Source organism: Lelliottia sp., from assembly GCF_045627565.1.
GTDB lineage: Bacteria > Pseudomonadota > Gammaproteobacteria > Enterobacterales > Enterobacteriaceae > Enterobacter.
In genome coordinates, this window is the sequence record NZ_JAZQNX010000008.1 from 468,679 (window position 1) to 489,110 (window position 20,432).

The 20,432-nt window shown below is 52.6% G+C and carries 18 protein-coding genes and 2 tRNA genes; 12 read left to right on the forward strand and 8 right to left on the reverse strand.

What is annotated here, in order from left to right; translation table 11 throughout:
- Positions 1 to 24 precede the first annotated feature (24 nt).
- Positions 25 to 3,987, reverse strand: coding sequence for a trifunctional transcriptional regulator/proline dehydrogenase/L-glutamate gamma-semialdehyde dehydrogenase (putA, locus tag ACKI5T_RS07010; RefSeq protein ID WP_407436616.1), 3,963 nt, complete (start codon positions 3,985 to 3,987; stop codon positions 25 to 27).
- A gap of 423 nt (positions 3,988 to 4,410) precedes the next feature.
- Here putA and putP point away from each other — a divergent pair, with 423 nt between their 5' ends.
- Positions 4,411 to 5,919 (forward strand): sodium/proline symporter PutP, encoded by a 1,509-nt coding sequence (gene putP, locus ACKI5T_RS07015; RefSeq protein ID WP_407436618.1) that lies wholly within the window; start codon positions 4,411 to 4,413, stop codon positions 5,917 to 5,919.
- A 130-nt stretch (positions 5,920 to 6,049) separates the two neighbouring features.
- Positions 6,050 to 6,469 carry a DUF3574 domain-containing protein gene (locus ACKI5T_RS07020; protein ID WP_407436620.1) on the forward strand — a complete coding sequence of 140 codons (420 nt, stop codon included), beginning with the start codon at positions 6,050 to 6,052 and terminating at the stop codon, positions 6,467 to 6,469.
- A 28-nt stretch (positions 6,470 to 6,497) separates the two neighbouring features.
- Here the strand turns inward: ACKI5T_RS07020 and ACKI5T_RS07025 are convergent, their stop codons facing one another.
- Complete coding sequence (locus tag ACKI5T_RS07025) at positions 6,498 to 7,682, reverse strand: nucleoside transporter C-terminal domain-containing protein (RefSeq protein ID WP_133630589.1); 1,185 nt, start codon at positions 7,680 to 7,682, stop codon at positions 6,498 to 6,500.
- A gap of 251 nt (positions 7,683 to 7,933) precedes the next feature.
- Here ACKI5T_RS07025 and efeU point away from each other — a divergent pair, with 251 nt between their 5' ends.
- The 4 genes from efeU to phoH all read left to right on the forward strand — a co-directional run bounded on the left by efeU (position 7,934) and on the right by phoH (position 12,641).
- The gene (gene efeU, locus ACKI5T_RS07030; RefSeq protein ID WP_012016941.1) at positions 7,934 to 8,767 is read left to right on the forward strand and encodes an iron uptake transporter permease EfeU; all 834 of its coding nucleotides are present in this window, start codon (positions 7,934 to 7,936) and stop codon (positions 8,765 to 8,767) included.
- 168 nt (positions 8,768 to 8,935) lie between these two features.
- A complete protein-coding gene (gene efeO, locus ACKI5T_RS07035; RefSeq protein ID WP_407436622.1) occupies positions 8,936 to 10,063 on the forward strand; it encodes an iron uptake system protein EfeO in 1,128 nt (375 codons plus the stop codon).
- A gap of 5 nt (positions 10,064 to 10,068) precedes the next feature.
- Positions 10,069 to 11,352, forward strand: a complete 1,284-nt coding sequence (gene efeB, locus ACKI5T_RS07040) for an iron uptake transporter deferrochelatase/peroxidase subunit (protein ID WP_407436624.1) — start codon at positions 10,069 to 10,071, stop codon at positions 11,350 to 11,352.
- Between the two features lie 500 nt (positions 11,353 to 11,852).
- A complete protein-coding gene (gene phoH, locus ACKI5T_RS07045; RefSeq protein ID WP_407436626.1) occupies positions 11,853 to 12,641 on the forward strand; it encodes a phosphate starvation-inducible protein PhoH in 789 nt (262 codons plus the stop codon).
- 131 nt (positions 12,642 to 12,772) lie between these two features.
- On the opposite strand, the gene ACKI5T_RS07050 is transcribed toward phoH, so the two are convergent.
- Positions 12,773 to 12,860, reverse strand: a tRNA-Ser gene (locus ACKI5T_RS07050).
- Positions 12,861 to 13,089: 229 nt separating this feature from the next.
- A tRNA-Ser gene (locus ACKI5T_RS07055) sits at positions 13,090 to 13,177 on the reverse strand.
- 232 nt (positions 13,178 to 13,409) lie between these two features.
- Here ACKI5T_RS07055 and ghrA point away from each other — a divergent pair.
- The 4 genes from ghrA (at position 13,410) to ACKI5T_RS07075 (ending at position 16,335) form a co-directional block, all read left to right on the forward strand.
- Positions 13,410 to 14,348, forward strand: coding sequence for a glyoxylate/hydroxypyruvate reductase GhrA (gene ghrA, locus ACKI5T_RS07060; RefSeq protein ID WP_407436628.1), 939 nt, complete (start codon positions 13,410 to 13,412; stop codon positions 14,346 to 14,348).
- 95 nt (positions 14,349 to 14,443) lie between these two features.
- On the forward strand, positions 14,444 to 15,181 hold the full coding sequence (locus ACKI5T_RS07065) for a phosphatase (protein ID WP_407436630.1): 738 nt from the start codon (positions 14,444 to 14,446) through the stop codon (positions 15,179 to 15,181).
- 20 nt (positions 15,182 to 15,201) lie between these two features.
- Entirely contained in the window at positions 15,202 to 15,756 is a 555-nt protein-coding gene (locus ACKI5T_RS07070) for a molecular chaperone (RefSeq protein ID WP_407436632.1), read from the forward strand.
- A 96-nt stretch (positions 15,757 to 15,852) separates the two neighbouring features.
- Positions 15,853 to 16,335, forward strand: a complete 483-nt coding sequence (locus ACKI5T_RS07075; RefSeq protein WP_407436634.1) for a DUF1097 domain-containing protein — start codon at positions 15,853 to 15,855, stop codon at positions 16,333 to 16,335.
- Between the two features lie 51 nt (positions 16,336 to 16,386).
- Here ACKI5T_RS07075 and csgG read toward each other — a convergent pair whose 3' ends face one another.
- From csgG to csgD, 4 genes are read right to left on the reverse strand one after another with little or no spacing between them, the layout of a single operon-like run.
- Positions 16,387 to 17,220: a curli production assembly/transport protein CsgG gene (gene csgG, locus ACKI5T_RS07080; protein WP_407436636.1), complete on the reverse strand. Its 834-nt coding sequence runs from the start codon at positions 17,218 to 17,220 to the stop codon at positions 16,387 to 16,389.
- A 26-nt stretch (positions 17,221 to 17,246) separates the two neighbouring features.
- Positions 17,247 to 17,663 carry a curli production assembly/transport protein CsgF gene (gene csgF, locus ACKI5T_RS07085; protein WP_012016950.1) on the reverse strand — a complete coding sequence of 139 codons (417 nt, stop codon included), beginning with the start codon at positions 17,661 to 17,663 and terminating at the stop codon, positions 17,247 to 17,249.
- Positions 17,664 to 17,688: 25 nt separating this feature from the next.
- Positions 17,689 to 18,078 carry a curli production assembly/transport protein CsgE gene (gene csgE, locus ACKI5T_RS07090; RefSeq protein WP_012016951.1) on the reverse strand — a complete coding sequence of 130 codons (390 nt, stop codon included), beginning with the start codon at positions 18,076 to 18,078 and terminating at the stop codon, positions 17,689 to 17,691.
- A 4-nt stretch (positions 18,079 to 18,082) separates the two neighbouring features.
- On the reverse strand, positions 18,083 to 18,733 hold the full coding sequence (csgD, locus tag ACKI5T_RS07095) for a biofilm master transcriptional regulator CsgD (RefSeq protein ID WP_407436639.1): 651 nt from the start codon (positions 18,731 to 18,733) through the stop codon (positions 18,083 to 18,085).
- Between the two features lie 744 nt (positions 18,734 to 19,477).
- Here csgD and csgB point away from each other — a divergent pair.
- Together csgB and csgA are read left to right on the forward strand one after the other, a co-directional pair.
- Complete coding sequence (gene csgB / locus ACKI5T_RS07100; RefSeq protein WP_407436641.1) at positions 19,478 to 19,933, forward strand: curli minor subunit CsgB; 456 nt, start codon at positions 19,478 to 19,480, stop codon at positions 19,931 to 19,933.
- 39 nt (positions 19,934 to 19,972) lie between these two features.
- Positions 19,973 to 20,422 carry a curli major subunit CsgA gene (gene csgA, locus ACKI5T_RS07105; RefSeq protein ID WP_407436643.1) on the forward strand — a complete coding sequence of 150 codons (450 nt, stop codon included), beginning with the start codon at positions 19,973 to 19,975 and terminating at the stop codon, positions 20,420 to 20,422.
- Positions 20,423 to 20,432 lie beyond the last annotated feature (10 nt).

Genomic DNA, 20,432 nt, shown 5'->3' on the forward strand with positions numbered 1-20,432 from the left:
TTCCGGAGCCTTATTAGCACAGCGTTACCCGATTGTCATCAGGCTGGCGTTACCGCCCGCCGCCGCGGTGTTGACGCTGAGCGAGTGCTCCACGTACAGACGCTCCAGCAGCAGATTGGTTTCGCCACGGGCAAAGCCCTGAACCGACACAATCGCGCCGTCACGTGCCGCAACTTGCTCGCACAACTCGCGTAGCTGGTCGGAATCACCGTGGTAAATCACCGCGTCAAAGGCCTGAGCAATCAGTACATCGGGCTTCGCGAAGCGAATACGACTGGAAACCGCTTTCGGCAGCTGTTTTGCCAGGTCGCGGTGCAAACCGTCTTCCGGCCACAGCACTTCACAACCCGTCGCCATGGCGGCCGCCAGCTGCACCAGCGCATCCTGTTCATTATCAGCGACGCACAGCACGCGCTCGCGCGGCATCAGCGTCCAGGTATTACGCTCGCCGGTTGGACCAGGGAGCAGACGCTGCGTACCGGCCTGCGCCTGTTCGCCATACTGCTGACACAACGCGTGCAGTTCCGGGCGTTTTTCTGCCCATTTTATTAGCGCGTCCAGCGGCTGCGAAATCAGGGCTTTCACTTGCGCATCGACCGGGCGCTCAGCATCCTGTCGCGCCAGCGTAATGCCCAACGCGTTCTCTGGACGGTTCGCCAGCAGACGGTACAGATACAGCGGTCCACCGGCTTTCGGACCCGTTCCGGATAACCCTTCACCGCCAAACGGCTGCACGCCGACCACTGCGCCAACCATGTTGCGGTTAACGTACAGGTTACCGACTTTCGCACTGCCGGTGACTTGCGCAATGGTTTCGTCGATTCGGGTGTGCACGCCGAGCGTCAAGCCGTAGCCGGAGGCGTTGATTTGCTCCACCAGCGCTTCAAGGTTGTTGCGGCTATAGCGCACCACGTGCAGCACCGGGCCGAAGACCTCTTTTTTCAGCTCGTCGAAGCTTGAAAGCTCAATCAGCGTCGGGGCGATAAACGTCCCGCTGTTCCATTCGCGGGCGTCTTCGCTGTTCTCACGAACCGCCTGGAAGACCGGACGGCCTTTGGCGCGCATCGCCTGAATGTGCTGTTCGATATTGGCCTTGGCTTCAGCATCAATCACCGGACCGATATCGGTGGTCAGGCGTCCTGGATTCCCCATACGGCATTCGGCCATCGCACCGCGCAGCATTTTCAGCGTGTGATCGGCGATGTCGTCCTGCAAGCACAGTACGCGCAGGGCAGAGCAACGCTGCCCGGCGCTGTCGAACGCCGAGGCCAGCACGTCCACCACCACCTGTTCGGTCAAGGCGGAAGAATCCACGATCATGGCGTTCATTCCGCCTGTTTCGGCGATCAGCGGCGTCGGGCGACCCTGCGGATCAAGGCGCGTCGCGATGTTACGTTGCAGCAGCGTTGCCACTTCGGTCGAGCCAGTAAACATCACCCCGCGTACGCGGTTATCTGACGTCAGTTTCGCGCCGACGGTTTCGCCACGGCCTGGCAGAATTTGTACCACACCTGCCGGAACGCCTGCTTCCAGCAGGATGTTGATCCCTTGAGCGGCAATCAGCGGGGTTTGCTCGGCGGGTTTTGCCAGCACGCTGTTACCGGCGGCTAGTGCGGCCGCGATCTGTCCGGTGAAAATCGCCAGCGGGAAGTTCCACGGGCTGATACAGACCACCGGACCGAGCGGACGGTGGGTTTCGTTATCGAAATCGTTGCGCACCTGACCCGCATAGTAATGCAGGAAATCGACCGCCTCGCGCACTTCTGCAATTGCGTTGCTGAAGGTTTTACCCGCTTCGCGCACCAGAATGCCGATCAATTGCTGCATCTGGCCTTCCATCAGGATCGCGGCGCGTTCCAGAATCGCCGCACGCTCCTGCGGTGGCGTGGCAAACCAGATCGGCGCGTTATTGACGGCATTTTCCAGCGCCAGTTCCACTTCGCTTTCGGTCGCTTCGCGCACAAATCCGACGACATCTTTTGGTTCGGCTGGGTTAACAACCGGCTGCATTTCACCGGCGTCGACCGGTTGCTCAAGAATCGGCTTGGCCTGCCATTTTTGCAGCGCGCTGTTGAGCAGGGCAGAGGAGAGCGACGCCAGACGGTGTTCGTTCGCCAGATCCAGGCCCGCAGAGTTGACGCGATCTTTTCCGTACAGCTCGCGCGGCAGAGGGATTTTCGGGTGCGGGAGACCGATTTGGCCTTCCTGTGCGGCTAATTTTTCCACCGCCTGAACCGGATCCGCAACCAGCTCATCTAGCGGCAGCGTGGTGTCGGCGATGCGGTTCACGAACGAGGTGTTTGCGCCGTTCTCGAGCAGACGGCGCACCAGATACGCCAGCAGCGTTTCGTGCGTGCCGACCGGAGCATAAATGCGGCATGGACGGTTCAGTTTGCCATCCGCCACTTTGCCGGTGACCTGCTCGTACAGCGGTTCACCCATGCCGTGCAGACACTGGAATTCGTACTGGCCCGGATAGTAGTTTTGTCCGGCCAGGCTGTAAATTGCCGCCAGCGTATGAGCGTTGTGGGTAGCGAACTGCGGGTAAATCAGGTTCGGCACGCCAAGCAGTTTTTTCGCACAGGCCAGATAAGAGACGTCGGTGTAGACCTTGCGGGTGTAGACCGGATAGCCTTCCAGGCCGTCCATTTGCGCACGTTTGATTTCGCTGTCCCAGTACGCGCCTTTCACCAGACGGATCATCAGACGGCGACGGCTGCGAGAAGCCAAATCAATCAGATAATCAATGACAAACGGGCAGCGTTTTATGTATGCCTGGATGACAAAACCAATCCCGTTCCAGCCCGCCAGCTCTGGCTCGAAGCACAGCTTTTCCAGCATATCGAGAGAGATTTCCAGACGATCGGCTTCTTCGGCATCGATATTAATGCCGATGTCGTACTGGCGCGCCAGCAGGGTTAATGACTTCAGGCGCGGATAGAGTTCGTCCATCACGCGGTCATACTGCGCACGGCTGTAGCGCGGGTGCAGGGCAGAAAGCTTGATCGAAATGCCCGGACCTTCGTAGATGCCGCGGCCATTAGAGGCTTTGCCAATCGCGTGGATCGCCTGTTGATAAGAGACCATATAAGCCTGCGCATCAGCGGCGGTGAGCGCCGCTTCACCCAGCATATCGTAGGAGTAGCGGAACCCTTTATCTTCGAGCTTGCGGGCGTTGGCCAGCGCTTCGGAAATGGTTTCCCCGGTCACGAACTGTTCGCCCATCAGGCGCATCGCCATGTCCACGCCCTTGCGGATCAGCGGTTCGCCACTTTTACCGATAATGCGGTTCAGGGAGCGCGAGAGATTGGCTTCGTTATGGGTCGACACCAGTTTGCCGGTAAACAGCAGACCCCAGGTCGCGGCGTTCACAAACAGCGACGGGCTGCGACCAATGTGAGAATGCCAGTTGCCGTTGCTGATCTTGTCGCGGATCAGCGCATCGCGGGTGGCTTTATCCGGGATGCGCAGCAGCGCTTCGGCCAGACACATCAGCGCCACGCCTTCCAGCGAAGACAGTGAAAACTCCTGCAACAGGCCTTGCACCATTCCGGCACGGCCGGTCGCGGTTTTCTGGTTGCGGAGTTTGTCGGCGAGTTGGTACGCCAGGCTGTGCGCCTGCGAGGCAATCGGCTCCGGCAGGCGTGCTTGCTCAAGCAGCATTGGGACGGCGTCGGTTTCGGCACGGCGATACGCGGCGGTGATGGCCGCGCGGCTAACGGACTGCGGCAGAATCTGTTCGGCGAAATCGAGGAAAGGTTGATGATTTTCTTCCCCGGCTGGCGCCGTATCTTCGCTTTCGTTGGCCGCTCCGGCCAGCAGGGCAGGCAATTCCGGTAAACCGTCTTCACTTTCCAGACGTTCCAGATAATTAAAAATGGCCTGCTTAATTAACCAGTGCGGTGTGCGGTCAATTCGAGTGGCGGCGCTTTTAATCCGTTCGCGGGTCGCGTCATCCAGCTTAACCCCCATGGTGGTCATGCCCATGCCAAAACTCCTGTTGTGCTGTAGTGATGTTCTGTGGTTAGCGTGAAATATCCACCATGTTGCAACTTTGTGCAACCGCGTTAAATGTGACATGGTTTGCAAGCTGAAAAATGAATGAATTGTTAACAGAAGGTAAGCTGGAAAAAAGTGCTGGATTCTGCGTATGAACCCTGTTTTTATGCGGCACTTAACACTTTTAAAAGGTGCAACCCGTAAAAGCGTGAGCGAGTGCAACCTCTGTAAAAGACGTATAAAACCAGGGATGAATTTGATGTAAATGCAGTGTTAAATCATTTGTGAAAGGGGAACGCTTACGGCAGGATACGCGCGCCCAACAGAAACACATACACGCATCACTACGTTCCGGTGATGAAATAATAAGGCTGCCCGGAAGGCTGTCGCTCGACATTTTGGAGAATTTGAATGGCTATTAGCACACCGATGCTGGTGACATTTCTCGTTTATATTTTTGGCATGATCCTGATAGGGTTTTTGGCATGGCGATCAACGAAGAACTTCGATGATTATATTCTGGGCGGGCGCAGTTTAGGGCCGATGGTGACCGCGCTGTCTGCGGGTGCATCCGATATGAGCGGCTGGCTGCTGATGGGCCTGCCGGGCGCGATTTTTATCTCGGGGATTTCTGAAAGCTGGATCGCGATTGGCCTGACGCTGGGCGCATGGGTCAACTGGAAGCTGGTGGCGGGGCGACTGCGCGTTCACACCGAGTTAAACAACAATGCGCTGACGCTGCCGGATTACTTCACCGGACGTTTTGAGGATAAGAGTCGCATTCTGCGCATTATCTCCGCGTTGGTCATTTTGCTGTTCTTCACCATCTATTGTGCCTCCGGCATTGTGGCGGGTGCGCGTCTGTTCGAAAGCACCTTCGGGATGAGCTACGAAACGGCGCTGTGGGCCGGTGCCGTTGCGACCATCATTTATACCTTCGTGGGCGGTTTCCTGGCGGTGAGCTGGACCGATACCGTGCAGGCGAGCCTGATGATTTTCGCGCTGATTCTGACCCCGGTGATTGTGATTATCACGGTTGGCGGCTTTGGTGATTCGCTGGAAGTGATCAAACAGAAGAGCATTGAAAATGTCGATATGCTGAAAGGGCTTAACTTCGTGGCCATTGTTTCGCTGATGGGCTGGGGCCTGGGCTACTTTGGTCAGCCGCATATTTTGGCGCGTTTCATGGCCGCCGATTCCCACCACACCATCGTTCATGCCCGTCGTATCAGTATGACGTGGATGATCCTGTGTCTGGCCGGTGCGTGTGCCGTTGGCTTCTTCGGGATCGCCTACTTCACGAACAACCCGGCGCTGGCGGGGGCGGTCAATCAGAACGCCGAGCGCGTGTTTATCGAGCTGGCGCAGATTCTGTTTAACCCGTGGATTGCCGGTATTCTGCTGTCAGCCATTCTGGCGGCGGTGATGTCGACGCTGAGCTGCCAACTGCTGGTGTGCTCTAGTGCGATTACGGAAGATCTGTACAAAGCCTTCCTGCGTAAAGGCGCGAGCCAGAAAGAGCTGGTGTGGGTCGGGCGCTTTATGGTGCTGGTGGTGGCGCTTGTGTCTATCGCACTGGCCGCTAACCCGGAGAACCGCGTGTTAGGTCTGGTGAGCTACGCGTGGGCAGGTTTTGGTGCTGCGTTTGGTCCGGTGGTGCTGTTCTCCGTGCTGTGGTCACGTATGACGCGTAACGGTGCGCTGGCCGGGATGATTATCGGTGCGGTGACGGTTATCGTCTGGAAGCAGTTCGCGTGGCTGGGCCTGTACGAAATCATTCCAGGCTTTATCTTCGGTAGTCTCGGTATCGTGGTGTTCAGCCTGCTGGGCAAAGCACCGTCGGCGTCGATGCAACAACGCTTCGCCGAAGCGGATGCGCAGTACCATACGGCACCGCCGTCTAAGTTGCAGGCCGAGTGATGTAATTCCTTTCCCGCCTGGGCGTTTTTACTCCCTCTCCCAAACGGGAGAGGGAGACCCTCATCCCTCTTGCTAAATCCCGTCATTTACGTTCATATCGCTGTGCTTATAACAATGAGGATAGCGAATAATGACAATCAAAACAGGGCTGATGGCTGCCGCGCTCTTGATGCTGGCAGGCTGCAACGCACCGTCGCATAGCGCCGCTGATGCCACCTGCAAAGCCGATAATCAGATGCAGCAGACCACGCTTTATTTCGGGCTGAACCGTCCGGCAGGGGAACAGATCACCGGTCAGGAGTGGCAGCAGTTTGTCGACCAGGACGTGACGCCGCGTTTTCGTGATGGCTTAACGGTGTTTGATGCGCGCGGCCAGTGGCTGGGTAATGACGGCAAAGTGGCGCGTGAGTCAAGCAAAGCGTTGATGCTTATCCACAGCAAAGATGCCCAGAGCGAGAAGAATATTGAAGCCTTGCGCGGGGTGTATAAATCACGGTTTGCGCAGGAATCGGTGATGCGCGTTGATCAGCCGGTCTGCGTTCAGTTCTAAAAAACGGCGGGAAATCCCGCCGTTTTTTTTACAATACTAATCCGGCGAAGCTTGCCGACAGCAGGCTCACCAGCGTCGCGCCGTAGACCAGACGCAAACCAAAGCGGGACACCACGTTTCCTTGCTGCTCATTCAGGCCTTTAATCGCACCCGCGATAATCCCGATGGACGCAAAGTTGGCAAAGGAGACCAGGAAGACCGACAGAATGCCCAGGCCGCGCGGCGTCATTTGACCGGCTATTTTTTGCAGCTCAATCATCGCCACAAATTCATTCGCCACCAGTTTCGTCGCCATAATACTGCCTGCATTTAACGCATCGCTCAGTGGAATGCCCACCAACCATGCCAGCGGATAAAATACGTAGCCGAGAATTTGCTGGAAGCTTATGCCGAATACGCTGGAGAATAGAGCGTTGATGGCGCTAATAATGGCAATAAAGCCGATCAGCATCGCCATAATAATCATCGCCACTTTAAAACCGGCCAGAATATACTCGCCCAGCATCTCAAAGAAGCTCTGAGATTCATGCAGTTTTTCCAGTTTGATTTCGGGTTCGGCTTCTGGTCGCGCCGGGTTAATGACCGACAAAATAATAAAGGTGCTGAACATATTCAGAATTAACGCAGCGACCACAAATTTGGCATCAAGCATGGTCATATATGCGCCGACAATCGACAGCGAAACGGTCGACATCGCCGTTGCAGCCATGGTGAACAGACGGCGAGAAGAGAGATCGCCCAGCACACCTTTATACGCAATAAAGTTTTCCGACTGACCCAAAATCAGGGAGCTGACGGCGTTAAATGATTCCAGTTTTCCCATGCCGTTCAATTTGGACAGCAGCGTGCCGATAACGCGAATAAAAATCGGCAGAATTCGCCAGTGCTGGAGAATACCAATCAGCGCAGAGATGAAAATAATCGGGCACAGAACACCGAGGAAAATGAACGCCAGTCCTTTTTCACCCATCCCACCAAAGACAAAGTTTGTTCCTTCTGCTGCGAATTTCAGCAGGGATTCAAAGAATCCGGAGACATATTTAATCACGAAGAGTCCGCTTTCCGCGTGCAGGAAAAAGAAAGCTAGCGCAATTTCAATGACAATAAGCTGTAAAACGTAGCGAATACGAATTTTTCGGCGGTCGAAACTCACCAGCCAGGCGAGCGCAAGAATAATCACCAGCGCCAGCAGGAAATGGACAAAGTTATACATTTTAGATTTTCAGCAGGTTATCGAAGCGCTTATTTAGCCATAGTGACAGGGAAGCGTAAATGGGCATTTACGTTATAAGTTATACACATAACGATAACGAATGAAATTATTAACAGGCGAGCGATTTACATCTCGTCATCAAAACCCCGCATATTTCGCTTGTGTTTATTCGTGCCGTAATGATAATCACTATCACAAGAATTTACCTTTCTTTGCATCAGTTGACCGCGAAAAACATTTAAGGTGTCGGCATGTTTGTTCCATTTCTCATTATGTTACGTGAAGGTCTTGAAGCGGCCTTGATTGTCAGCTTGATCGCCAGCTATCTCAAGCGAACCCAACGAGGGCGCTGGATCGGGGTGATGTGGATTGGCGTTTTCCTCGCCGTCGCGCTCTGCCTGGGCCTGGGTATTCTGATCAACGAAACCACCGGTGAATTCCCGCAAAAAGAGCAGGAACTGTTCGAAGGCATCGTTGCGGCGATCGCCGTGGTGATCCTCACCTGGATGGTGTTCTGGATGCGTAAAGTGTCGCGCAACGTCAAAGTTCAACTGGAGCAGGCGGTCGATAACGCGCTGCAAAAAAGCAACAGCCACGGTTGGGCGCTGATCCTGATGGTCTTTTTCGCCGTGGCGCGCGAAGGGCTGGAGTCGGTCTTCTTCCTGTTGGCGGCGTTCCAACAGGATGTGGGTATCTGGCCGCCAATCGGTGCGATGTTGGGCCTGGCAACCGCCGTGGTGCTGGGCTTTATGCTTTACTGGGGCGGCATTCGCCTGAATCTGGGCGCGTTCTTTAAATGGACCAGCCTGTTTATTCTGCTGGTGGCCGCGGGTCTGGCGGCGGGGGCCATTCGCGCCTTCCATGAGGCGGGCCTGTGGAACCATTTCCAGGACGTCGCGTTCGATCTCAGCAATATTCTCTCCACCCATTCGCTTACCGGGACGCTGCTCGAAGGTATTTTTGGCTATCAGGAAACCCCGAGCGTCAGCGAAGTGGCGATGTATTTCATCTATCTGATTCCGGCGCTGGTGCTGTTCTTTATGCCATCACGCCCCAGCACTCAGCCGTCGCGTTCTGCGCCCTGATGTGCACAGTGCGTACACAAGTCATTCAGGTTGGATCAAGGCGGCAAATCTGAGAGTCCCCGGGAGCTTACTCTGGTAAGTGACTGGAGTGAGCGGATGCAGCCAACGCAGAGGCAGCTTGAAGGACGACGTGTAGAGTTACAACATACTTTTAATAGGGAAAGGGTCATGGCAATTCAATTTCGTCGTAGTGCGTTACAGGTTGGTGTGGCAGCGCTGTTTGCGTATGCGTTTTCTGCTCAGGCGGCTGATGTTCCTCAGGTGAAAGTCACCGTGAACGATAAACAGTGTGAGCCGATGACGATCACGGTCAACAGCGGTAAAACACAATTTATTATTCAAAACCATAGCCAGAAGGCGCTGGAGTGGGAAATCCTAAAAGGCGTGATGGTTGTGGAAGAGCGTGAAAATATCGCTCCCGGTTTTAGCCAGAAAATGACCGCGAACCTGCAACCGGGCGAATACGACATGACCTGCGGTCTGTTGACTAACCCGAAAGGCAAGCTGATCGTCAAAGGTGAAGCGACAGCTGATGCGGCAAAAGGCGAAGCATTGCTGAGCCTGGGCACAGCGATCACGGCGTACAAAGAGTACGTCACAAAAGAGACCGCCGACCTGGTCACTGGCACCAAAGCCTTTACCGACGCGGTGAAAGCGGGCGATATCGAAAAAGCGAAATCCCTGTATGCACCGACCCGTCAGCATTACGAGCGTATCGAGCCGATCGCCGAACTGTTCTCTGACCTCGACGGCAGCATTGACGCCCGTGAAGACGATTATGAGCAGAAGGCCGCCGATCCGAAATTCACCGGTTTCCACCGTCTTGAGAAAGCCCTGTTTGGCGACAACTCCACTAAAGGCATGGAAAAATACGCTGAGCAGCTCAATACCGACGTGCTGGATCTGCAAAAACGCATCAGCGAACTGGCCTTCCCACCATCAAAAGTGGTGGGTGGCGCAGCGGGGCTGATTGAAGAAGTGGCCGCCAGCAAAATCAGCGGCGAAGAAGATCGCTACAGCCATACTGACCTGTGGGACTTCCAGGCCAACGTCGAAGGCGCGCAGAAAATTGTCGATCTCCTGCGTCCACAGCTGCAAAAAGATAACAGCGCGCTGCTGGCTAAAGTGGATGCAAACTTCAAAAAAGTGAACACCATTCTGGCGAAATACCGCACGAAAGACGGGTATGAAACCTACGACAAGTTAACCGATGCAGATCGCAACGCATTGAAAGGACCAATCACCACGCTGGCAGAAGATCTGGCTCAGCTGCGTGGCGTGCTGGGTCTGGATTAAGCATCATGAACGAGAAAGAAGAGTACGGCGTCGCGGAACCTTCCCGACGTCGATTGTTGAAAGGCGTGGGGGCACTGGGTGGTGCGCTCGCGCTGGCGGGCGGGTGCCCGGTAGCGCATGCGGCAAAACCGCAGAGCGCGCCGGGTACGCTCTCCCCCAATGCGCGGATGGAAACGCAGCCGTTTTACGGTGAGCATCAGGGCGGGATTTTGACGCCGCAGCAGGCGGCCATGATGGTGGTCGCCTTTGACTCGCTGGCCAGCGACAAAGCGGACCTGGAACGTCTGTTCCGCGTGCTGACGAAACGTATTGCGTTTCTGACGGCAGGCGGCCCGGCACCAGAAACGCCTAACCCGCGCATGCCGCCGATGGATTCAGGCATTCTCGGGCCGTTTATCGCTCCGGATAATCTGACCGTAACGGTTTCTGTCGGCGACTCGCTCTTTGACGCTCGCTATGGGCTGGAGAAACACAAGCCGAAAACGCTGCAAAAGATGACGCGTTTTCCAAATGATTCTCTGGATGCCGCACTGTGTCATGGGGATTTGCTGATCCAGATTTGCGCCAACACGCAGGATACGGTGATCCATGCCTTGCGCGACATCATCAAGCACACGCCGGATTTACTCAGTGTGCGCTGGAAGCGTGAAGGATTTATCTCCGATCACGCGGCGCGAAGCCAGGGGAAAGAGACGCCAGTTAACTTGCTTGGTTTTAAAGACGGCACGGCGAATCCGGATAGCACAGACGCGGCGTTGATGAAACGCGTGGTGTGGACGACGGCGGACCAGAGCGAACCTGCATGGGCCGTTGGCGGAAGCTATCAGGCGGTGCGGATTATCCAGTTCCATGTTGAGTTCTGGGATCGTACGCCGCTCAAAGAGCAGCAGACAATTTTTGGTCGTGACAAGCAAAGCGGTGCGCCGCTGGGCATGAAAAACGAGCATGACGTGCCGGATTATGCGCGCGACCCTGATGGCGATACCATTGCGCTGGACAGCCATATTCGTCTGGCCAACCCGCGTACGCCGGAAACGCAGTCGAACCTGATGATGCGCCGTGGATACAGCTATTCTCTGGGCGTCACCAACTCCGGCCAACTGGACATGGGGCTGCTGTTTGTCTGCTATCAGCACGATCTGGAAAAAGGCTTCTTAACGGTGCAGAAACGCTTAAACGGCGAAGCGCTGGAAGAGTACATAAAACCTATCGGCGGCGGCTATTTCTTTGCCCTGCCAGGCGTGCGTGGTGAAAGTGCGTACCTCGCCCAAGGCTTGATCGAAGCGTAAATATATCCCCGTGATACTTCGCGGGGATATTATTTTTTCGTATGTCTATCCCTCTGTTATATTTCTGTAATATTCCTGTAAGAGACTCATCTCACTGCAGGAGTGGTCTTTAAGTTGCACTCAGGTAGAAAAAATGTTGCATTTATGATAAATCCTGATGTACTTATTATAAGACGGCGGTAGTTCCCGGCAGTGATATCGAATCACTATGGAGATCGCGAATGGTTGGGTCCTGTACTGGACATAAGCAACACCACAACCGCAACACCCAGCGCGGAGGCCCTGACTCCGACAGCGATTTCTTCACCACAAAATTCTCCTCCCCGATGCATAAACATGACTTTTCCGACATACAGAGCGGTGCGCATAGCCGTTCGGTTGTGTCATTCAAAAAGGCAAGCAATGGCTTAGAAGGAAGCCAACCCTCAGATGTTCGTTTGCATGATCGCGCCGCGAATGGCGGTGCGTGTGATGAATACCAACAACTCAAGGTGCTATCCATGGGAAGACAAAAAGCAGTGATCAAAGCTCGTCGTGAAGCAAAACGTGTGCTGAGACGGGATTCACGTAGCCATAAACAGCGTGAAGAAGAATCGGTCACCTCGCTTGTGCAGATGAGTGGCGTAGAAGCAATTGGCATGGCGCGGGACAGCCGCGATCATTCACCTATTGAAGCGCGTAATGAAGCTCAGGCGCACTACCTGAATGCTATCGAGAGTAAACAGCTGATCTTCGCCACCGGTGAAGCCGGATGCGGGAAAACCTGGATTAGTGCTGCTAAGGCGGCGGAGGCTCTGATTCATAAGGATGTGGACAGAATTATCGTCACCCGTCCGGTATTGCAGGCCGATGAAGATCTCGGTTTCTTGCCCGGCGACATATCAGAAAAGTTTGCCCCGTATTTCCGACCCGTCTATGACGTGCTGGTGAAACGACTGGGTGCCTCTTTTATGCAGTACTGCCTGCGACCAGAGATTGGCAAGGTGGAAATCGCGCCGTTCGCCTATATGCGCGGACGTACATTTGAAAATGCGGTCGTGATTCTTGACGAGGCTCAGAACGTGACTGCTGCGCAAATGAAGATGTTTTTAACGCGCCTCGGGGAAAATGTGACGGTTATCGTCAATGGCGATATCACCCAATGCGATTTGCCGTCAGGCGTGAAGTCTGGCCTGAGCGACGCTATGTCACGTTTTGTTGAAGACGATATGGTGGGTATGGTGCGTTTTACCAAAGACGACTGCGTGCGCTCGGCGCTCTGCCAGCATACGTTAAACGCCTATTATTGAGTGTGCGATTGCGTTCAAGGCCCGGGAAACCGGGCTTTGTTTTTTTATGGGCAAGGTGATGTGGCAAACTCATTGTGACAAACAACAGACGAAAAAAAGCCCGCATTTTCATGCGGGCTCTTCTTTAAAGATGGCGGTGAGAGAGGGGTTCGAACCCTCGATACGTTGCCGTATACACACTTTCCAGGCGTGCTCCTTCAGCCACTCGGACACCTCACCGTATTGTTCTGCTGCCTTACCGCAAGGGGGGCAACGGGGCGCTACTATAGGGAGTTGCGCTAAAACGGTCAAGCTTATTTTGCGCATGGGCGGCTGTTCGGTTAAGCAATAATCACTCTCACGAATAGGTTAGTCTCAATTAAGGAGAATGTGGGCCAGGGGCGCGTGAAGCAGAGTTTCGACAGACGAAAAAAAAGCCCGCATTTTCATGCGAGCTCTTCTTCAAAGATGGCGGTGAGAGAGGGGTTCGAACCCTCGATACGTTGCCGTATACACACTTTCCAGGCGTGCTCCTTCAGCCACTCGGACACCTCACCGTATTGTCATCCCGGTGCTGCTGGGACGGGCGCTAATGTAAGGAAAAGCCGAACTGCCGTCAATCAACTTTTTCAGTTAATTAGCGTGTTGAGACAAACTTTAAGCAACATGATTCCTGAATGTGCTGAAAGCGTCTCTTTTATCAGCAACGCAGTTTCCAGATAAATTTGATATGCTGGCAATCCAGTTGAAAATGCACATAAAACAGCGAAATAAAAGGCAGGAGTCATTATGGATATCATCTTTTATCACCCGACGTTTGATACCCCTTACTGGATCAACGCGCTGACGGCAGCCCTGCCTGGCGCATGCGTTCGTGAGTGGAAGCGCGGCGATAATGAACATGCCGATTACGCGTTAGTCTGGCATCCGCCAGTCGAGATGTTGCAGGGGCGTGACCTGAAAGCGGTGTTTGCCCTTGGGGCGGGTGTCGATTCGATTCTGAGTAAACTGAAAGCGCATCCGGAAATGCTGCCAGAACATATTCCCCTGTTCCGACTCGAAGACACCGGTATGGGTCAGCAAATGCAGGAATATGCCGTCAGCCAGGTGCTGCACTGGTTCCGCCGTTTTGATGATTATCAGGCGCTCAAACAGAAATCACACTGGGAGCCGCTGGCTGATTATCAGCGGGAAGATTTTACCATCGGGATTTTGGGCGCAGGGGTACTGGGCTCGAAGGTCGCAGAAGCGCTCGCACCGTGGGGATTTCCGCTGCGTTGCTGGAGCCGCAGCCGCAAAACGTATCCTGGTGTGCAAAGTTTCGCTGGGGCGGAAGAACTTCCGGCATTTTTAAAGGACACTCGCGTGCTGATTAACCTGCTGCCGAACACGGCAGAAACCGTGGGAATTATCAATAAAGGGTTGCTCAACCAGCTGGCGGATGAAAGCTATTTGATGAACCTGGCGCGCGGCGTTCATGTGGTTGAGGAGGATCTGATTGATGCTCTGAATACGGGCAAGCTCAAGGGCGCTATGCTGGATGTCTACAACCGTGAGCCGTTGCCGGTCGAAAGCCCGCTGTGGGCGCACCCGCGCGTGGCGATGACCCCGCATATCGCGGCAGTGACGCGTCCAGCAGAAGCCGTGGCGTATATTGCCCGCACCATTGACCATCTGGAGCAGGGGAAAGCGGCCACCGGGCAGGTCAACAGACAGCTCGGATACTGATACAGGCGCGAGTCAAACCCGGCACAGGCCGGGTTTTTGCTAATATTCACCCCCCATTCCTGCTATCCTTTGGTAAAACATCAGAGGAGAGACCGATGTATCCCGTTGACCTGCATATGCACACCGTCGCCAGTACCCATGCTTACAGCACCCTCCATGACTACATCGCGCAAGCCCGGCTGAAAGGCATTAAGCTTTTCGCCATTACCGATCACGGTCCTGATATGGCTGATGCGCCGCACTACTGGCATTTTGTGAATATGCGGATCTGGCCACGTCTGGTTGATGGCGTTGGGATACTGCGTGGTATCGAGGCCAATATTAAAAATACGGACGGTGAAATCGACTGTACTGGCCCGATGCTGACGTCTCTGGATATGATTATCGCCGGTTTTCATGAGCCGGTGTTCCCGCCGCAGGATAAGGACACCCATACTCAGGCAATGATTGCGACGATTGCCAGTGGCAACGTGCACATTATTAGCCATCCCGGTAACCCTAAATTCCCTATCGACATTCAGGCCGTGGCGCAAGCGGCGGCCAAACACCGCGTGGCGCTGGAAATCAACAACTCTTCCTTTACACACTCCCGAATGGGCAGTGAAGCGAACTGTCGTGCCGTCGCGGCGGCAGTGCGTGATGCGGGCGGAATGGTTGCGCTGGGTTCTGATTCCCACACGGCGTTTACGCTGGGTGAGTTTACCGAGTGTCGGAAAGTGCTGGATGAGGTAGGGTTCCCGGAAGAGAGAATTCTTAACGTCACGCCGCGCCGCATGCTCGATTTCCTTGAGTCGCGCGGTATGCCTCATATCCCTGAATTTGCAGACTTTTAATATTGTAATGGAAAAATGAAATGAACGAGTTTTCAATCCTTTGCCGCGTACTGGGCACCTTGTATTACCGTCAGCCGCAGGATCCGCTGCTGGTGCCGCTCTTTACGCTGATTCGCGAAGGCAAGCTCGCGGAAAACTGGCCTCTGGAGCAGGATGAGCAGCTAGAGCGTCTGCAAAAAAGCTGTGATATGCAGCAGATCGCGGCGGACTACAACGCCCTGTTTGTCGGCGAAGAGTGTCGCGTATCGCCGTATCGTTCCGCATGGGAAGAGGGCGCAACGGAAGCTGAAGTGCGCGCGTTTCTGTCCGAGCGTGGAATGCCGCTGACGGATGCGCCTGCCGATCATATTGGCACCCTGTTGTTGGCCGCGTCCTGGATTGAAGATCATGCCGGGGAAGATGAAAGCGAAGCACTTGAAACGCTGTTCGCCGATTATCTGCTGCCATGGTGCGGCGCATTCCTGGGCAAAATCGAAGCGCATGCCACGTCACCTTTCTGGCGGACGATGGCCCCGTTGACCCGCGATGCCATGTCGGCCATGTGGGACGAATTACAGGAAGAGAATGAAGAGTGATTCTCGTCACATTTTAAATGTAACAGTGCATTTTGATTTGCATAAAATGTGCTCATGATCCCATTTCGTGGCCGCGTATCTGATAAGATGCGCGCCATGAACATACTCCTTTCTATCGCAATCACGACAGGCATTCTCTCCGGGCTCTGGGGATGGGTGGCTGTGTCCCTTGGCTTACTGAGTTGGGCGGGATTCCTCGGCTGTACGGCCTATTTCGCTTGCCCACAGGGCGGGCTTAAAGGCCTGTTTATCTCCGGATCTACCATGACGAGCGGCGTGGTGTGGGCGCTCATTATCATGAAGGGCAGCGCACTGGCACCGCATCTTGAGATCGTGGGCTATATGATGACGGGCGTGGTGGCATTTTTGATGTGCATCCAGGCGAAGCACCTGTTGCTGTCATTCGTTCCTGGAACCTTTATTGGCGCATGCGCGACGTTTGCCGGTCAGGGCGACTGGAAAATGATCGTCCCGTCTTTGCTACTGGGCCTGGTGTTTGGTTACGCCATGAAGAACAGCGGACTATGGCTGGCGGCGCGACGAGAAAGGGCGCAAAACGTCACCGTATTAAGCAAATAAAAAAGCGAGACTCTCGGGTCTCGCTTTTCTTTTGCGCTTCTGAATCAGGAATCAAGATTCAGGAGGCACGGACATTTCGCGGTATTTCACCAGAATGTCATTTTTCACTTCATTTTTATTCTGCAGGTCCCACAAGCCGCGATCGATACCGTCATTAATCAGGAAGATAACCCCTGTTTCGATGGCCGACATCAGGCACATCATGACCGGTTCGTTCGAGGTGTAGCCAATTTCACCTTCCAGCAGTCGCTGATAATCGATGAAGCGGAACACACCAGCCTGAACCTCATACGAGAGAATGGTTTTGCTGGTGGTTACCGATGACAACACCTCACCCGTGCTCACGTTGACCACACGCAGGTTGACAGCAATCTGGTCGAGCTGGTATTGCGTGTCAGCACCGATACCAAAATATCGTGCCCCGACCCCGCCCGATTTCACATTACTTTCATACCCGATAATGGAACCTTCAACCATTACGTTTGCCGCCACGAGCGATTGCAACGGCATGCGGTTATTCACGCCTGCGGTCCCATTTTCCTGGGCTGCGCGAATAATTTTGCGTTCATTCAGCAGGTTTTGCAGACCCTGGCGTTCCAGAGGAATAAACCAGCGTGAGTCCTTGAGCGCAGTGACCAGCATCGCGGTGGCACTTTGCGGTACAGCGGTGGAGAAGTTACTTGCCGGATACGGTTTAAACTGACCGGTTTCATCCTGAATGTTATATACCGAGACAAAGATTTTGCCTGTTGGCATCGGCAAATGTGTTAAATCACGATAACTTTGGGCCCGAGGCATTAATGTTGGTTTCGCGGCTTCTTTGGGCGGAGCAGTTAAACAACCGCTCAATAAGCACACTGCAACAAGAATCAGAAAGCGCTGCATGAGTATTGTCCTTATTTCGATGTTGTTTAAAAGTCAGCTGAATTATTGGCCAGACCGGAAACCTGGATTGTGGATGTTTTACCCGTTTTCCGGTCGGTGACATTCAACTGCAGTTGCCCATCTTTATTTGCGATATCGACGATAAAATCATTGGTCACCATACGACCTGGTTTACCGGTATTAATATTCGTTAATAAGCCGCCTAATATTTGCGACTGAATAGCCTGAGTAAAGTTATCCAGTGCAGAAGGCGTTTCGACACCGAAATCGTCTTTAAAACTGGGATCTTTATAAGAGTTTTGAGCCTGGGCTTCATTCAGCATGAATGCCCCGTTATTCGGATTGCCGCCAAAGTTAGGGTTGCGGAACTGGAAAGTCATACTCCCGGCCCAACTCAGTGGAGCAATCAGCATTAATGAAATCACTGTGTGTGCGAGACGCATTACAGCCTCCGGATATTATTCGTCGTCAGAATTCATCTTTTGCTAAATCGCCAGTGCTCAGAAGAGCCTTGTCGATTTGCAGGCGATTCACCGCATCTTCGGTCTGTGCCAGTGCAAAACTTACGTTTTGATCAAAGTCTCGTTTCGTCGGGAATAAAAAGGTCTGGTAAATAACGTCCTGATTAATCGTTATTGTGATCCAGCTTCCCCATCGAGCACTGGGACGCTCATTGATTGTTAAGTTGCCTGGATAATCACTTTCCCATTTGTCGCTAAACGCTCGGTAAAAATCGTGGCCGATAGATGAGACAGTGTGGTCAGTTAACAATCCGGGAACTTCCACTTCAACAGCGTGAAGATTCCCCGCAGCAAGCAGAAAACCCGCCGCCGCTACCCAACTCAACGTGCGTTTCATGTTATTAACGCCTGAGGTTATCGTTTGCCCATGAAACAGCCTGAGTCCTGTTTTTAACAGCTATCTTCTTGAAAAGATTATAGAGATGCGTCTTAACGGTATTTTCGCTGATAAATAAAGAACGGGCGATTTCAATATTTGAAGAACCGATGCGTAATTTATTCAGGATCTCTTTTTCACGGTGCGTGAGCAGCGCGGATTCTGAACTGTTATAGCGATAATTTCCGGAGTGGGTGATGAGATAGCTGGCAAGCTTTTGGGAAAAGTAGCACTCTCCACGCAAAATACCTTGCAGCCCTTCTACCACACGCGTCTCGTCTTCAGTGACGTAAAAGACGCCATTAATATGCGGCCAGCTTTCAATATCCCGGAAAGGATATTCATCAGGGGTATTCAATAATAGCGCGCGGATATTATTGTTTTTCCTGCTTAAGTTATCTTGCCAGTAATGAATCAGCTTTTTATCGGCTTCCATCATGTCGAAAAGAATGATGCTGCCAGGAACAATATCATCGAAAGAACGTTGAATATTATGCAGTTTCCCATTCAAGCACAGAGATTGCTTCAAATGCTGTAATAACGCTGTCGCTTGTAAGGAAGGCTTGGTGATCAACAATAATGTATGACCTTGTAAACTATGGACTTCATTAAACATGATGAAACCCCACTTTTTATAACACCTGGCACCCGTCCCCTTGAAATAGGTAAGGGGACACCAGAGGTACTGACAGATGTTGCACTGCTGTGTGTAGAATCCGAACATATCTCTCAAGAGAGAGGTAAATATTAAAAAATACTCCGTACTGCTGATTTCAATCTAGCTATTACGATTTTTAAATCAAGTGTTAATGATGTAACAACATGTAAAAATCAATATTAAATTGTGAATTCAAGGTCTGAAAAATGTTTAGATATGATAAAGAAGTTGTACATGTTAATTCTTCTGCACACATTTTAAAAATCATACAAATTATTATATGTTATTGTTTTATAAAAATATTAATTATTAACGCTGCTGCCTTTTTAGGTGTGAGCTTGCGAGAAAGTCTACGACTTCCTTTGTGATCGGAATCCTCTTAAGAAATCGAGTGACTTGTGACGAGTGAGTCATGTTACATCCTTTAGTAAGGACGAGAGCCGATGGTGTGAGGCGAGGGAAGCTCCTGAAGTGCACGCAAGTATTTTACCCAAATATTTATAAAAAATACTAAGTCACGCTGGCATCAGCATATTTCAGAATTAATTAATACTTTGAGGTGACCCTTTAAATAAAAATAACACTCGCGGGTGAGATATTTAAATTGTTTCGAAAGACATACTCTTCATCGTAACGCGGCGTTAACAAAAAACGAATCGCGTTAACACCGAAATGTTTATTTAGCCAGGTCCAGGTGACAACATGAAAAACAGAACGTTATTTATGATGTTTACATTACTGGGTGCGCCTGGGTTATCAATCGCGGCAGGTCCGGATTTGGCAAATTCGGAATACAACTTCGCGATTAATGAAATAAGTAAGTCTTCATATAATCAGGCAGCCATTATTGGTCAACAAGGCGTGGGTAATAACGCAGAAGTTCGTCAGGGCGGTTCAAAATTACTGTCCGTTGTTTCTCAGGAAGGGGGGAGCAATAGAGCGAAGGTTGATCAATCAGGGACTTATAACCTTGCTTATATTGATCAGACCGGCAACGGGAACGATGCAAGTATTCAGCAGGGTGCTTTTGGTAATACCGCGATGATTATTCAGAAAGGGTCGGGTAACAGAGCGAGTATTACGCAGTATGGTACGCAAAAAACAGCAGTTGTTGTTCAGAGACAGTCGCAAATGGCTATTCGCGTTATTCAACGCTAACTATTTCGACGACTTAAATCAATCCGATGGGGGTTTACCATGAAACTTTTCAAAGTGGCAGCAATCGCAGCAATCGTAGTTTCTGGCAGTGCTCTGGCTGGTGCAATTCCACAATACGGCCACGGTGGTGGTTGGGGTGGCGGTAATAGCGGTCCTAACTCAACTCTGAGCATTTACCAGACCGGTGGCGGCAACTCAGCTGTTGCTCTGCAATCTAATGCAAAAGATTCTGTACTGTCTATTTCTCAGCACGGTGGCGGTAACGGTGCTGATGTTGGCCAGGGTTCTGATGACAGCTCTATCGAACTGGTGCAGAAAGGCTTCGGTAACAGCGCAACCCTCGATCAGTGGAATGGTAAAGATTCTACTATGACTGTTAAACAGTTCGGCGGCGGCAACGGCGCAGCAGTAGACCAGACCGCATCTGGCTCAACTGTGTCTGTTACTCAGGTTGGTTTCGGCAACAACGCGACTGCGCATCAGTACTAATAGGCACTCT